Annotated in this window: 14 protein-coding genes and 1 pseudogene; 8 read left to right on the plus strand and 7 right to left on the minus strand. The window is 72.6% G+C overall.

Annotated elements, in window-relative coordinates; genetic code table 11:
- The first annotated feature begins 46 nt into the window (after positions 1 to 46).
- The 7 genes from B2K11_RS03770 (at position 47) to B2K11_RS03800 (ending at position 5,597) form a co-directional block, all read left to right on the plus strand.
- Positions 47 to 1,648, plus strand: a complete 1,602-nt coding sequence (locus B2K11_RS03770) for an FAD-dependent oxidoreductase (RefSeq protein WP_239525690.1) — start codon at positions 47 to 49, stop codon at positions 1,646 to 1,648.
- Positions 1,649 to 1,748: 100 nt separating this feature from the next.
- Positions 1,749 to 2,138 carry a hypothetical protein gene (locus B2K11_RS03775; protein WP_163616942.1) on the plus strand — a complete coding sequence of 130 codons (390 nt, stop codon included), beginning with the start codon at positions 1,749 to 1,751 and terminating at the stop codon, positions 2,136 to 2,138.
- Between the two features lie 4 nt (positions 2,139 to 2,142).
- The gene (locus B2K11_RS03780) at positions 2,143 to 2,544 is read left to right on the plus strand and encodes a phage holin family protein (RefSeq protein ID WP_163616943.1); all 402 of its coding nucleotides are present in this window, start codon (positions 2,143 to 2,145) and stop codon (positions 2,542 to 2,544) included.
- Positions 2,534 to 2,818 (plus strand): hypothetical protein, encoded by a 285-nt coding sequence (locus B2K11_RS03785; protein ID WP_163616944.1) that lies wholly within the window; start codon positions 2,534 to 2,536, stop codon positions 2,816 to 2,818. The genes B2K11_RS03780 and B2K11_RS03785 overlap by 11 nt, the downstream gene beginning before the upstream one ends.
- A gap of 182 nt (positions 2,819 to 3,000) precedes the next feature.
- Positions 3,001 to 3,846, plus strand: a complete 846-nt coding sequence (locus B2K11_RS03790) for a uroporphyrinogen-III synthase (RefSeq protein ID WP_163616945.1) — start codon at positions 3,001 to 3,003, stop codon at positions 3,844 to 3,846.
- A gap of 7 nt (positions 3,847 to 3,853) precedes the next feature.
- Positions 3,854 to 4,852: a 2-phospho-L-lactate transferase gene (gene cofD, locus B2K11_RS03795; RefSeq protein ID WP_163616946.1), complete on the plus strand. Its 999-nt coding sequence runs from the start codon at positions 3,854 to 3,856 to the stop codon at positions 4,850 to 4,852.
- Between the two features lies 1 nt (position 4,853).
- Positions 4,854 to 5,597, plus strand: coding sequence for a sulfite exporter TauE/SafE family protein (locus B2K11_RS03800; RefSeq protein WP_239525692.1), 744 nt, complete (start codon positions 4,854 to 4,856; stop codon positions 5,595 to 5,597).
- Positions 5,598 to 5,603: 6 nt separating this feature from the next.
- Here the strand turns inward: B2K11_RS03800 and B2K11_RS03805 are convergent, their stop codons facing one another.
- The 5 genes from B2K11_RS03805 to cofG all read right to left on the minus strand — a co-directional run bounded on the left by B2K11_RS03805 (position 5,604) and on the right by cofG (position 12,113).
- Positions 5,604 to 6,035 (minus strand): cupin domain-containing protein, encoded by a 432-nt coding sequence (locus tag B2K11_RS03805; protein WP_163616948.1) that lies wholly within the window; start codon positions 6,033 to 6,035, stop codon positions 5,604 to 5,606.
- A gap of 207 nt (positions 6,036 to 6,242) precedes the next feature.
- Positions 6,243 to 6,869: a 2-phospho-L-lactate guanylyltransferase gene (cofC, locus tag B2K11_RS03810; RefSeq protein ID WP_239525694.1), complete on the minus strand. Its 627-nt coding sequence runs from the start codon at positions 6,867 to 6,869 to the stop codon at positions 6,243 to 6,245.
- 95 nt (positions 6,870 to 6,964) lie between these two features.
- A complete protein-coding gene (gene fgd / locus B2K11_RS03815; protein ID WP_163616950.1) occupies positions 6,965 to 7,978 on the minus strand; it encodes a glucose-6-phosphate dehydrogenase (coenzyme-F420) in 1,014 nt (337 codons plus the stop codon).
- Positions 7,975 to 9,567: an NAD(P)/FAD-dependent oxidoreductase gene (locus B2K11_RS03820; protein ID WP_163616951.1), complete on the minus strand. Its 1,593-nt coding sequence runs from the start codon at positions 9,565 to 9,567 to the stop codon at positions 7,975 to 7,977. Before B2K11_RS03820 ends, fgd begins: the two co-directional genes overlap by 4 nt.
- Positions 9,564 to 12,113 carry a 7,8-didemethyl-8-hydroxy-5-deazariboflavin synthase CofG gene (cofG, locus tag B2K11_RS03825; RefSeq protein ID WP_239525696.1) on the minus strand — a complete coding sequence of 850 codons (2,550 nt, stop codon included), beginning with the start codon at positions 12,111 to 12,113 and terminating at the stop codon, positions 9,564 to 9,566. The genes B2K11_RS03820 and cofG overlap by 4 nt, the downstream gene beginning before the upstream one ends.
- 103 nt (positions 12,114 to 12,216) lie before the next feature.
- Between cofG and B2K11_RS03830 the strand changes: the two genes are divergently transcribed.
- The gene (locus B2K11_RS03830) at positions 12,217 to 12,681 is read left to right on the plus strand and encodes a hypothetical protein (protein WP_163616953.1); all 465 of its coding nucleotides are present in this window, start codon (positions 12,217 to 12,219) and stop codon (positions 12,679 to 12,681) included.
- A 277-nt stretch (positions 12,682 to 12,958) separates the two neighbouring features.
- Here the strand turns inward: B2K11_RS03830 and B2K11_RS03835 are convergent, their stop codons facing one another.
- Together B2K11_RS03835 and B2K11_RS20420 are read right to left on the minus strand one after the other, a co-directional pair.
- Positions 12,959 to 13,777 (minus strand): ABC transporter permease, encoded by an 819-nt coding sequence (locus B2K11_RS03835; protein WP_163616954.1) that lies wholly within the window; start codon positions 13,775 to 13,777, stop codon positions 12,959 to 12,961.
- Positions 13,774 to 14,021, minus strand: a pseudogene (locus B2K11_RS20420) (hypothetical protein); the annotation flags it as partial. The pseudogene B2K11_RS20420 and the gene B2K11_RS03835, both read right to left, overlap by 4 nt.

Below are 14,021 nucleotides of genomic sequence, written 5' to 3' on the forward strand. Positions count from 1 at the left end.
CGCCAGGGCGACTGAGCGGCCAGGGACGAATGGGAGGATGGATGCCGTGACCGTCCCGACGCCCCTCCCAGACGCCGCCGGCGCCTCGCCCAGGGCCTCCAGGGGTGCCGGAACAGCCGCCGAACCGTTCCTGGACCTCGTCGACCATGCCCGGCACACGCGCGTGGTCGTGATCGGCGGAGGCATCGCCGGACTGGTCGCGGCGTGGGAGTGCGTCAAGGTCGGGATGAGCGTCACGCTCGTCGAGGCATCCGATCGCCTCGGCGGCACGATCGGTTCGACGCGTCTCGCCGGCCTCGACCTCGAGACCGGCGCCACCTGCTGGTCCACCCGGGGCGGCGCCGTGCGGAAGCTCGTCGCCGAGGTGCTCCCCGACGCCGCGATCGCGTCTCCCCGCGACGACCGCGAGTGGATCGCCGGCCTGGCGAAGGGGACGGCGGCGCCGATCCCGGCCGACCAGGTGCTCGGCATCCCGGCGAATCCGTGGGATGAGAGCGTTCGCCGCGTGATCGGCTGGGGCGGCACCTGGCGCGCCTATCTCGACCGCCTGCGACCGCCGCTGACGATCGGCGCGCAGCGCAGCGCCGGGCGGCTCGTGCGCAGCCGCATGGGAGCCAAGGTGCGCGACCGCCTCGTTGCGCCGCTCACCGTCGACCGCTTCGGCCTCGACCCCGACGACGTCGACGTCGAGATCGCGGCGCCGGGACTCAGCACCGCCCTCACTCGCACGGGCTGGCTGGGCGGCGCCGTCGCCGATGTGCGCGTCGGCGCCACGGGGTCGGCGATCGAAGGACTGGACGGCGGGATGCCGCAGCTCGTGGCCGCGCTCGCCCAGCGCCTGACTGAGCGCGGGGCCGCTGTCCACACCGGCGCCCGTGTGACCGGACTCGCGCGTACGGGTGACGCGTGGACCGTGAGTCTTGCGGCTGTCGAGGACTGCCCCGATTCCCCGGTCGTTGAGGGAGCGAGGAACGAGCGAGACGAAACGCCTCTGCCGTCGGACGGCCCGGTGCCGGCTGACCTGCCCGCCGACGCCGTCATCGTCGCGACGGACGAGGACGCCGCGCGCGCCCTGCTCGCGCCGGCGCTCGGCGTTCCGGCGTTCGCCGACGTGGCGGCCGCGGGGATCGCCCGAGAGGTCGTGACGATCGTCGTCGACGCTCCGGAGCTCGACTCCGCGCCGCGCGGTTCGCAGGTGCACGCCGTTCCGGGCGCGCTGCGCGCGACGGGGCTCGTGCACGAGACCGCGCGCTGGCAGTGGCTCGCCCGCGAAGCGGGCGCCGGCCGGCACGTGCTGCGGGTCGCCTTCGGTGCGCCGGGCATCGCTCCCGCCACCGCGACGCTGTCCGACGCCGAGGCCGCCGCGCTCGCCGTGGCGGAGGCATCCGTGCTCCTCGGCGTGCGTCTCGACGCGCGCGCGCTGGTCGCCGCCCACCGCGACGCCTACACTCTCGTCCCGCCGGCGTCCGCCCTCGGGCAGCGCGACCGCACCGCCACCGCGCGCGCCACGGTCGGGCGCGAACACGGCATCGCGGCGATCGGCGCCTGGCTGTCGGGAAGCGGGCTCGCCCAGGTCGTCGCCGATGCCCGGGACGAAACCGACCGGCTGCGCCGCCGGGTGCTCTGGGGGACGGCAGCGACGGACTGAGCACGCGGCCACGACCCGTGTCAAGGGTGGATGCCGGAATCGGCATACAGGGCTACTCTGGGGGGAGTCGTCAGGTGCACACCAAGCGTGAGGAGACCTCATGAGGGGCAAAGCTGGACTCGTCATCGGACTTGCGGTGGGATACGTCCTCGGTACGCGGGCGGGACGCGAGCGGTACGAGCAGATCAAATCGCAGTGGCTGAAGGTCTGGGACACCGAGCAGGTGCAGACGCAGGTGACCAAGGTGAAGGACTTCGCGAAGTCCCAGACGATGGCGTTGCCGTCGACCCTCTGGGACTCGGCCGTCAAGGTCGCGCAGGCCGCCGGCGGGAAGGGCAGCGCCGGTCAGAAGCTCGACGCCGCACTCAAGGTCGGCAAGGACTCCGCCGACGACGTCGGCAGGGCCGCGCAGACCTCGACGCAGGCTGTGAAGGACGCCGTCGACGACGCCGTCGACGATCTGCCAGAGAACGGCCGCGGCGGGGCTTGACGTGATGACCACTCCGCGTGGCTTCCGCGACCGCGCGGACGACAGCCTGCTCACCCTCGTCGGCGAGATCCCGGAGCTCATCCGCAACCTCGTCATCGCGGAGATCGACTCCGCCAAGGCGTGGCTCTCCCGCACCGCAAAGGACGGCGGGTGGGGAGCGCTGTGGGCGTTCGCCGCCCTGTTCGTGCTGTTCTGGTCGGTGCCCGTCCTCGGCACCTTCGTGATCGCCGGCCTGTCGTCGTGGTGGCCCGTGTGGCTGTCGGCTCTCGTCGTGTTCTTCGCGATGCTGGTGATCACGGCCGTCCTGGCCTGGCTCGGCATCCTCCGCTTCAAGAAGATCGGCGAGCGGCAGAACCCCGTACAGTCGATCGCCCTGGATGTGAAGGAGGTGCGCGATGAGCTCTGACGCCGCCGTGCCCGTGCCCGTGCCCCGCACCGCCGTTCCGCTCGGGATCGGCGATCCCGTCGTGCAGGCGCGCACCGAGCTGAAGGCCGCGCTCGCCGCGATCGAAGACAAGGCCAACGTGCCACGGCGCGTCGGCCGGGCCGTTGATGACGGCGTCGAGCAGGCTCGTGCCTTCCAGCGGCGCAACCCGGCGCTCACCGCTGCCGCCGTGATCGTGGGCGCTGCCGCGATCGGCGCCGCCGTCTGGGGGTTCGTCCGTCTGTACACCCGCTGAGCCTGCCTGATTCCGCTTCCTCCACAGGCAGGGGTCGCGGCTTCCGAGATCGGGGGTATGCTCGGGATGCAGGCAGTGCAACGGTGCGTATGCTGCCGATCGCGCGAGCCCGATTCGAATCGCGCATCGGTTGCTCGGCGTCTCGGGCGGCCGACTGAGCACCATCGAGAGTCGACCCCCTTATGAACACCGCCGCAGCACAGCACCAGTCCGTCAAACCCTTGACCGGCTGGCGCGTCCTCGTCCCCCGGGGCGGCCCTTGGGGTGACGGCGTCGCGGCCACCCTGCGCCGTCAGGGTGCGACGCCGGTCATCGCCCCCCTCATCAACTTCGCGCCCACCAACGACCAGGCCGCGCTCGAGCAGGCGCTCGCCGACCTGGCGGCCGGCAAGTTCGACTGGCTCACCGTCACCAGCGCCACGACCGTCGACGTGCTCTACGCCTACCGGGCCGTCGTCCCGCCGACCACGAAGGTGGCCGCCGTGGGTGAGACGACCGCGGCAGCGCTCCTCGCCGTCGGCTACCGCGTCGATCTGGTGCCCGAGCGCGACAACTCGGCGGCCGGCATGGCGGAGCAACTCATCGGCCTCGAACCGCAGGCCCGCGACATCCTCACCCTTCGCAGCGAGATCGCCAAGCCGGTGCTCACGCGCATGCTGACCGATGGCGGGCACCGCGTCCGCAGCGTCGTCGCCTACCGCACCGTCGGGGTGCCGGTGACCGACCGCATCGCCGAAGACGTCCGATCCGGCCGCATCAACGCGATCCTCGTGACCAGCGGCTCAGTGGCCGAGCAGGTGCACGAGCAGTTCTCCCACATCCCCGAGACCACCCTCATCGCCGCGATCGGTCCTCGCACCGCCAAGGACGCGCGCCGGGCCGGTCTCGATGTCGACGTCATCGCCGACGCGCAGACGGTCGACGCTCTCATCGACGCGGTCGCCAAGTTCTCGCTGCCGCACGCGGCCGACGAATTCGCACCCCGCACCGGGGTGCTCCCGCAGCTCGGCCGCGACACCCGGGGCTGACCCCCGCATGACCGGCACACCCCGCATCGTCGTGCTCGCGGGCGGAGTCGGCGGCTCACGCTTCGTGCTGGGCGTCCGCGGCGCACTGCGCGCGCGGGGCCTCGACGACACCGCGGCAGCGCTCAGCGTCATCGTCAACACCGGCGACGACCTCTGGCTGTCGGGTGTACGCCTCCAGCCCGACGTCGACTCGATCACCTATGCCCTCGCCGGCGTGAACGACGCCGAGCGGGGCTGGGGCCGTCAGGGCGACAGTGAGCGCGTCAACCACGAGCTGCAGGAGTGGGGCGCCGGCTGGCCGTGGTTCACCCTCGGCGACCTCGATCTCGGCACGCATCTCGCCCGCACCGGCTGGCTGCGCGACGGGCTCACGCCGACGCAGGTGCTGGAGCGGATGTCGCATCGCTGGGACCTCGGCGCACGGCTGCTGCCGATGACCGACACCGAAGTCGACACCGTGGTGGTGCTCGAGGACGGCGCGCGGCTGCACTTCCAGGAGTGGTGGACGCGGCACCGCGCGACGCTCGCGCCCGCCCGCTTCGAGAATCCGGGTATCGACGCCGCCGAACCCGCTCCGGGCGTCGCCGAGGCGATCGCGGAAGCGGACGTGGTGCTCTTCGCTCCCTCCAACCCGGTCGTGTCGATCGGCCCGATCCTCGCGGTCCCGGGCGTGCGGGAGGCGCTCCGGGCAACGGTCGCGCCGATCGTCGGCATCTCGCCCATCATCGGCGGCAAGGTCGTGCGCGGCATGGCCGACGTGTGCCTCACCGCGATCGGGGTCGAGACCTCCGCCGCCGCGGTCGCCGGGCTCTACGGTGCCCGCGCCGACGGCGGGCTGCTCGACGCCTGGCTCATCGCCGAAGAGGACGAGGCCGCCGCCGGCGAGGTGGCCGGGCTCGGCATCCGTCCGCTCGTCCGTCCGCTGTGGATGACGGATGCCGCGCGCCAGACCGCGCTCGCAGAGGCCGCGCTCGCGGCCGCGCCGCCCGACGGCCGAGCGCGCTGACGTGCCCGACCTCGCGTGGTGGGCCTGGGCGCTGCTCGCCCTCGGCGCCGTCGTCGTGGGCCTGTCGAAGACCGCCGTCCCCGGAGCCGGCACCATCGCCGTCGCGATCTTCGCCGCGGTGCTGCCGGCGAAGCAGTCGACCGGGATCCTGCTGCTGCTCCTGATCGTCGCCGACATCTTCGCCGTCACGATGTATCGCCGGCACGCGGACCGGCGAACGCTCCTGCGACTCGCGCCGGCCGTCGTGGTCGGGGTGCTGCTCGGCGTGGTGTTCCTGTGGTTCGCCGACGATTTCTGGGTGAAGAAGTCGATCGGCGTGATCCTCCTCGCCGTGATCGCGGTCACCCTCCTGCGCCGCCGGTTCGCGTCGCAGGTCGACACCGGCGGACCACACCGGATCGCCGCCGCGACCTACGGCTCGCTCGGAGGATTCACCACGATGGTCGCGAACGCGGCCGGCCCGGTGATGTCGATGTACTTCCTCGCGGCGCGCTTCGAGGTGAAGGCGTTCCTCGGCACCGCGGCGTGGTTCTTCGCGATCGTCAACCTGTTCAAGGTGCCGTTCTCGATCGGCATCGGCATCATCACGGTGCCCGGGCTGCTCATCGACCTCGTGCTCGTGCCGCTCGTCGTGGCGTCCGCCTTCCTCGGCCGCTGGATCGCGGACCGCATGCCCCAGTCCGTGTTCGAGAAGCTCGTGATCGCCTTCACGATCGTCGGCGCTGTCTACCTGCTCGTCGGCTGACCCGCCTCACGTCCAGGGCGAGGGGCGGTCGGGGGCGCGCTGGCTGTCGTCGGGCAACTGGGGCAGCTCGCGGCCGCCGGCGCGGATGCACAGCCACCGCAGCTGCTCGGGGCTGTCGGGCAGCGCGCGCCACGTGCGCAGCATGCCCTGGCCCACGCGCACCACGGTGCCGGGACCTACGTCGACGATGTCGTCGTCGAGTGCCATCTGGCCGCGGCCGGCCAGGAACACGTAGACCTCCTCGACGCGCGAGTGCACGTGCCAGTAGCCCGCTTCCTCACCCGGCTCGTACGCGTTCGCGGTCATGCCGATGTACTGCATGGTCAGCTCGTGGTCGATCACGCGGCGACCGTCTCGGGAGCTGTCGGGCCGGAACCCGCCGTAGTGCGCCCGCCACTCGTCGAGCCCGCCGATCTCCAGCACCTCGTAGTCGCTCATCCGCCCAGGCTACCGAGGCCCGCCGGTCGGGCTCGCGCTTCGCGTGTCGCACATCGTCGCTTCAGCGCCCGCAAGACTGCGTGTCGTGGCACCTCGAGCCGAGGCAGAGGGCGTTCGGGGTCATGACACGCGGTACGGGCGTGTGGGATGCCGCAACTCGTGGCACCCGAACGGCCCGGGAGGGCGAGGGCGAGGCTGGGGGACGGGTCAGGCGAGCAGCGCGGCGGTGCGCGGGCCCAGGCCCAGCGCGCGGGCGGCCTCGAGCTGGGCGGCGGTGTCGACGTCGCGGCGCAGGGTGGAGGCATCCGGAATCGTCAGCGCCGCGCACCCCAGCGCGACGTGACGCGCGAACGAGCCGTCGCCGAACGACGACGTCCACGCCATCCCTGCCGCCGCGGTGACAAGGGTCGATCCGGTGCCCTCCGCGTCTGGCACGACGGCGCGATCGACGGATGCCGCGGCCCGCAGCGCGCCGGCGAGATCGGCGGGTCGGAGGGCCGGGAGGTCGCCGAGCAGGGCGGCGCGCGGCATCCGTCCCTGCGGATCGATGGCGGCCACGCCCACCGCCACCGCGGCATCGAGCCCGCACGCGTCGCCCTCGGGAACGAACCGCAGCGCCGGGATCATCGCCGCTTCGCGCGCGAGCGCGGCGTCGTCGGTGACGACCACCACCTGCGCGACGAGCTCGCACGCCGTCGCGGCCGCGAGGGTGTCGAGGGCGATCGCGCGCGCGAGGTCGGCACGGCCGACACCGGGGACCTCGAGCCGCGACTTGGCACGCGCCGACGGCTTGACCGGCACCACGACGACCCAGCGGGCGTGGCGAAACGCCACGGACTCGGTATCCGTATCGGCGAGAGGGCCCGGGCGCGACGACGGCGACACCGATTCCGTGGAGTCCTGCCGCCGACGCCGCCCGAACAGCAGGCTCACGCGCCGAACCGCGCGCGCAGGCGCGGCAGGATCTCCTCGCCGTACAGCCCCAGGAACGCACTCTGGTCGTGGCCCGGGTCGTGGAAGACGAGGTGACGGAAGCCGAGCTCGATGTACCACGCGATGCGCTCGACGTGCTCGTCGGGGTCGTCCGACACGATGAACCGCGAGGCGGCGCGCTCGATCGGGAGCTGCTCGCCGAGGCGCTGCATCTCGATCGGGTCGTCGACGCCCATCTTCTCCTCGGGGCTGAGGGCGAGCGGCGCCCAGAACCGCGTCTTCTCCTGTGCGGCCTCGAGGGTCGCATCGAGCGACACCTTCACCTCGATGAGCGTGTCCAGGTCGTCGCGCGTGCGCCCGGCCTTCGACAGCCCTTCGTCGAGCGCGGGCAGCAGCGTGTCGGTATACAGCTCGCGCTTCTTGCCCGACGTCGTGATGAACCCGTCCGCGATGCGTCCGGCGAGGCGCGTCGCGGCCGGGCCGGCGGCGCCGATGTAGATCGGCACGGGCTCCGGCAGCTTGTCGTAGATCGTGATGTTGCGGGCGTGGTAGTAGGTGCCGTCGAAGTTGACACGGTCCTCAGACCACAGCCGGCGGATGAGGCCGATCGCCTCTTTGAGCCGCTGGAACCGCTCGGGCGGGTCGGGCCAGGCGATGCCGAGGTTGGCCTCGTTGAGCGCCTCGCCGGTGCCGACGCCGAGGATCACGCGCCCCGGGTACATCACCCCGAGGGTCGCGAAGTCCTGCGCGACGACGGTGGGGTTGTACCGGAACGTCGGTGTCAGCACGGACGTGCCGATGAGCACGCGCGAGGTCTTCGCGCCTAGGGCGCCGAGCCAGGGAACGGATGCCGGAGCGTGGCCGCCCTCGTGCAGCCACGGCTGCAGGTGGTCCGAGATGAAGACCGAGTCGAACCCGGCCTCCTCGGCCTGTACGGCGTAGTCGAGCAGCTCGGCGGGGCCGAACTGCTCGGCGGACGCCTTGTATCCGAAGCGCAGCGGAACGGTCATGCGGGGCTCCCTTCGAGAGCAGGTTCGCGAGCGGGGCGCGGGCCGGGGTCCTCCCGGCGGCTGTGTGCGTCATCGGCTGCGGGCAGGAACTCCGTGCCGTCGGCCCGGGCGAGCCGCTCGCGGAAGGCGTCCACCGTGCCGGGCCACAGCAGGGCGAGCCGGCCCGAGCGCTCGTCGACGTACCAGTTGCGGCATCCGCCGGTCATCCAGCGAGTGGATGCCGCCGCCCGCGCGATCTCCTCGGAGTACTGCCGTTCCGCGTCGGGATCGACGCGAAGCACCCGTCCCGAGCGGTCGTCGAGCACGCGGGTGACGTAGCCCGCCTGCTCCTCGATCATGAGCACGGACGACGAATGACCCAGCGAGGCGTTCGGGCCGTTGAGCACGAAGAGGTTGGGGAAGCCCGCGACGACGGTCGAGGCGAACGCCGTCATCCCGCCCGACCAGTGCTCGGCGAGCGTCTGGCCGTGCTCACCCGCGACGAGCTCCGCGTAGGGCTGGCGGGTCGAGGCGAAGCCGGTCGCGAGGACGAGCGCATCCATCTCGTGACGCGTGCCGTCGGAGGCGATGAGTGTCGAGCCCTCCACGGCGGCGAGTGCGGCCGGCACGAGCGACACGGCGTCGGATGCCACAGCGGGGTAGAACTCGTCCGAGAGCAGCACGCGCTTGCACCCGAACGCGTAGTCAGGGGTGAGCGCGGCGCGCAGCGCGGGGTCGGCGACCTGTCGTTCGAGGTGCGCGAGCGCCACGGCCTCGGCCTCCGCCGCGGCGGCGGAATCGCCCGAGCGCGACGCGAAGCGCGCCTCGCCCTCGGCATACAGATCGTCTCGCAGCGCCTCGAGCGACGCGGGGTCCGTGACGAATCGGGCGCGGTCGGCGTCGGAGTACGCGTCCCCTCCGCGCGGCACGATCCATGCGGGCGTGCGCTGGAACAGCGTGACATGGGCCGCTGCGCGCGCGAGCTCGGGCACGATCTGGACGGCGCTGGCCCCAGTGCCCACGACGCCGACGCGTGCGCCGGTGAGGTCTGCGGCGTGATCCCATCGCGCCGAGTGGAACAGCGGCCCCGGGAACTGCTCGAGGCCGGCGATCCGGGGGATCGTCGGCTCCGTGAGCCGCCCGCACGCGAGCACGAGCACGTCGGCGACGATGACGTCGTCCTCGGTCTCGCCCTCGCGTCCGGAGGGCGCGCCGTGGCGCCCGCGGGGCTGATGAGGCGCCCCTGCGGGCGACGTGGCGATCCGCCAGACAGCGTGCCCGGCATCCCATTCGGCGCCCCGCATCGCCGTGCGCAGGCGAAGCCGGTCGCCCAGGCCCTCGACGTCGACGACGTGCTCGAGGTAGGAGTGGATCTCGGCGCCCTTCGCGTACGTGCCCGACCACGACGGGTTCGGGTGCGCGGCGAAGCCGTACAGGTGCGACGGCACATCGCAGGCGACGCCGGGGTAGGTGTTGTCGCGCCATGTTCCGCCGACGGATGCGCCGCGCTCGAGCACGACGAAGTCCTCGCGGCCTGCTCGACGCAGCGCCATCGCCATGCCGATGCCCGCGAACCCGGCGCCGACGATCGCGACCTCGACGCGCGTCATCGCGACGCCTGGCCGTACGTCGTGGTGCGCTGGCGGAACGGCCGGAACATGCGGGCGGCGATGGCGGCGGCATCCGTCATCGGCAGTTCGAGGCCGTGCTCGATGCCCGCCTCGGGCTTGACGCGGCCGTCGAGGAGCGTGCCGCCCAGGTCGTCGCCCCCGGACTGCAGCAGGACGACGGATGCCTCGCGCCCCACGCGCGTCCACGGGATCTGCACGTGCGGGATGCTGCCCGACAGCAGCAGTCGCGAGACGGCCACCATCGCCCGGTGCTCGTCCAGCGGCGCCCGCCCCGCGACGAGCGGCACGCCGCCCGCGGGACCGGGCAGCGGGATGGGCACGAACTCGCTGAAGCCGCCGCCCGCCCCTGCGCCGCTTCCGGTCGCTGAGCCGCCTCCGGTCGCCGAGCCGCCCCCGGTCGCTGCCCCGCTTCCGGTCGCTGAGCTTGTCGAAGCGCCCTGGATCTCGCGCAGTCGCCGCAGATGTGCGATGCGCTCGGCGGCGGTCTCGACGTGCCCGTAGAAGAGCACGCTCGTCGAGCGGAAGCCGGCGCGGTGGGCGGCCGTGATGCCCTCGATCCAACGGTCGATCTCGAGGTCGCCGGGGGCGACGAGGCCGCGGACGCGCTCGCTCAGCACCTTGACGCCCGTGCCGGGCACGGTGTCGACGCCGGCGTCGCGCAGTGCGGCCAAGGCGGCGTCCAGCCCGATGCCGGAGCGGTCGGCGAGATCGCGCACATCCTGCGGACGGTAGGCGTGAAGGTGGATGCCGGGGGCCGCGGCTTTCACGGCACGCGCGATGTCGAGATAGCCCGAGGGGTGCTGCTCCGGCGGCAGGAGCCCCTGCACGCAGAGCTCGGTGGCGCCGAGGTCCCAGGCGTCGGCGGCGATCGCACCGACGTCGTCGAGCGTGAAGGTCGCGGGGTCGTCGGTGGCGGCGGCGCGCAGCCCGGATGACGTGAGGTTGCGGTTGACGACGAGCGTGATCGCCTCGCCCACGGTGTAGCGGCGCACGTCGTCGGCGGTGGCGGCGACGACGACGAGATCGTCGCCCGTCGCCTCCAGGAGCGCGACCCACTCGGAGTCGTCGAGGGCGAGGGGGTCTCCCGCGGCGGTCTCGGCCAGGCGGCGGATGTCCGCCCCCACGGCGGCGTGGCCGGGTTGCGGACGTTTCGGCTCGCTCGTTCCTCGCTCGCTCAACGACCGGGCGTCAGGTGCCGGTCGTTGAGCGAAGGGCGCTCTGGCGCCCGAAGACGAAACGCCTGTACCCGGCACACGGCTCGGGGCGGCGGCCAGGCCGGTCTCGGGGTCGGCGAGCGCGGCGACGGCCGGGCTCAGGCCGGGATCGATCCAGGTCTCGGCGGCGAGGACGAACTCGGGCTGCGCGGTCAGGCGCTCGCGCAGCTCGAAGCCGAGCTCCGCCGTCATTCGGGCGAGGTCGTCGAGGTGCGGCCACGGGCGCTCGGGGTTGACGTGGTCGGCGGTGAGCGGCGAGACGCCGCCCCAGTCGTCCGCCCCGGCGCGCACGAGCAGGCCGAACTCCGTGGCATCCGAGAGGTTCGGCGGCACCTGGATCCGCATGCGGGGTCCCATGACGAGCCGAGCCACCGCCACCGCGGCGACGTACTCGAGCAGATCGGCGTCGGGCGCGCTCTGCATCGCGGTGCGGGGCTTCGCGCGGAAGTTCTGCACGATCACCTCCTGCACGTGGCCCTGGCCCTCGATCACGTGCCGCTCGTGCGTGTCGCGGATCGCGACGAGCGACTCGGCGCGGTCGTGCACGGTCTCGCCGATCCCGACCAGGATGCCGGTGGTGAAGGGCACGCGCTCGCGCCCCGCGGCATCGATCACCTCGAGCCGCACGGCCGGATCCTTGTCGGGCGAGCCGTAGTGCACCTGGCCCGGCTCCTCGAACAGCCGGCGCGAGGTCGTCTCGAGCATCATGCCCATCGACGGCGCGACGGGCCGCAGCATCCGCAGCTCTTCCGCGCTCATGACGCCGGGGTTGGCGTGCGCGAGGAGCCCCGTCTCGGCGGTCACCAGGCGCGCGATGTGCGCGACGTACTCGATCGTCGAGGCGAACCCGTGCTCGTCGAGCCACGCCCGCGCCTCGGGCCAGCGCTCCTCGGGCCGGTCGCCCAGGGTCAGCAGCACCTCTTTGCAGCCCATCGCCTGCCCCTGCCGCACCACGGCGAGCACCTGCTCGGGCGACATGTACGCGGGCTTGTGCTTCTTGAGCAGCTGCCCGGGGGTGTCCACGAACACGCAGTAGTGGCAGCGGTCGCGGCAGAGCGTCGTCAAGGGCACGAACACCTTGCGCGAGTAGGTGATCACGCCGGGACGACCGGATGCCGCGAGCCCGGCATCCCGCACGTCCGCGGCGATCGCGAGCAGGCTTTCGAAGCGCTCGCCCGTCGCGGCGAGCAGCGCCTCGACGTCGGCCGTGGCGAGCCGATCGCCCGCTGCGGCGCGCGCGAGGGCTGCGTCGACGGCGGCGGGGGAGGCCGCTGCGGAACGCGCGGTGACGGAGGGGGACACGACGGTCACCGATCCAGTCTCGCACCGAGCAGGAGGGTCGGGGTCGCGGATCGTTGCCCTCCCGTAAGCAAATGAGACCGGTTCCGGGGCGACCCGCTGGCAGACTGGTCGCATGGTGACGCTGCTGCTCGACTCGACGCGACTCGAGGTCGTGCTGTCGGGGTCCGAGCGCGCACTGTCGTTCCGTAAGGGAAATGTCGTCATCGAGCGGTCGACGATCACGCGGGTGCAGCTCACCGACGACGCATGGACCTGGCTGCGCGGCATTCCGAATCCAGGCACGCACGTGCGCGGCATCGTCGCCTTGGGCACGTGGCGCTCCGCGGGTGGCGAGGACTTCGCCCTGATCCGCCGTCGCCGCCCGAGCGTCGTGATCGACCTCGAGGGGCACCCCGAGTTCCAGCGGATTATCCTCACGACCCGCCACGGCCTCGCTCTCGTGCAGGCGCTGCGCGTCGAGGTCGCCGCTGAGCCCGCGGATGTCGTCGAGATCGCGGCCGAGACGGGCAACATCCCCGTCGTGCCCGACAAGAAGCCGCGCAAGAAGAAGGCACCGGCGCCCGCCCCCGCTGTCTGACCGGTCCTGGTTCGCGGTTCGGCCGGTTCTGTTCGGTTCGGCCGGCCGGTCTCCAGGTACAGCCGCTCCCATCGCCAGGTTTCGGCGTTGTCCGGACATCGGCCCCCGGCGCCGGCTGTCGCGCGGGTGCGGTCCGGGAGTTGCGGGTTTTGGGGCCGCGGATCCGGCGTTGTCCGGACATCGCCCCCGGGCACCGGCTGTCGCGCGGGTGCGGTCCGGGAGTTGCGGGTTTTGGGGCCGCGGATCCGGCGTTGTCCGGACATCGCCCCCGGGACACTCAGCTGACGTCGCGGCGCCAGCTCACCAGGTGGCCGAGCACCACGAACACCACGGCGTAGCCGAGCAGCACGAGGCCGCCCACCCACCACTCGAGCGGTTCCGACGAGCCCTGCGGCATGCTCGCCGCGAGCACGCTCGCGCCGACGAGGGCATCGCTCGCGGCGCCGGGCAGGAAGCGCGTGAAGTCCGAGAGTCCCTCGACGAAGGCGGCCGCCGTGCGGCCGATCGGCTCGACGAACTGCGTGAAGACCAGCACGCCGACGATCGCGCCGACCTGGTTGCGCACCAGGGCGCCGACTCCGACGCCGATGAGCGTCCAGAGGACGTAGGCCAGCAGCATCCGTCCCAGCATCGTCCAGGTGTCGATCGAGGTGATCTCGGTGCCGAGGCCGAAGCCGGCGAGGAACGCCGCCGACGTGCCGACGGCCGCGGCGATGCCGATCACGCCGAGCACCACGCCGATGAGTACGCCGACCGCGAGCTTCGCGGCGAGCACCCGGCCCCGTCGCGGCGTCGCAAGGAACGTCGGCGTCAGCGTCTTGTGGCGGAACTCGGCGGTCACCATGAGCGTGCCGACGAGGAGAGGGAAGACGTAGCCGACGGCGGTGGCCGTGCTGTACAGCGTCGCCGCGAGGCCCTCCTCGGGAAGCGGGGGCGCGTCGCCCGGAAGCGAGCCCGTCGCCGCCGCGGCGAAGACGAAGCCCAGCGCCGCTGCGGTGAAGGCGACGTAGACGAAGAGGACGATCGCGAGGATCCACCAGATGCTGGTCGAGAACAGCTTCGTGGTCTCGGAGCGTGTCGCGGCGGTGAGGCTCATCGGTCGCCTCCTTCGTCGTGGCGGGCGTCGGCCCAGTGGACGGAGTCGGCATCCTCGTGGTCGGTCGGCGGGGGGACGGATGCCGCGTCCGGCGCCGATGCGGCAGGCTCAGGCGCATCTTCGGCCGCGTCTGCGGAGGGCTGGGGTGCCGACTCTTCGGGCAAGGCGTGGGCGTCGGGCTCGGGAGCAGCGGCGGGTTCTGAGGCCCATGACTCGGGCTCGGGCTCGGGCTCAGCGTTGGGTT

It is taken from the genome of Microbacterium sp. B35-30 (assembly GCF_010634855.1).
In the GTDB taxonomy this organism is placed as follows: domain Bacteria; phylum Actinomycetota; class Actinomycetes; order Actinomycetales; family Microbacteriaceae; genus Microbacterium.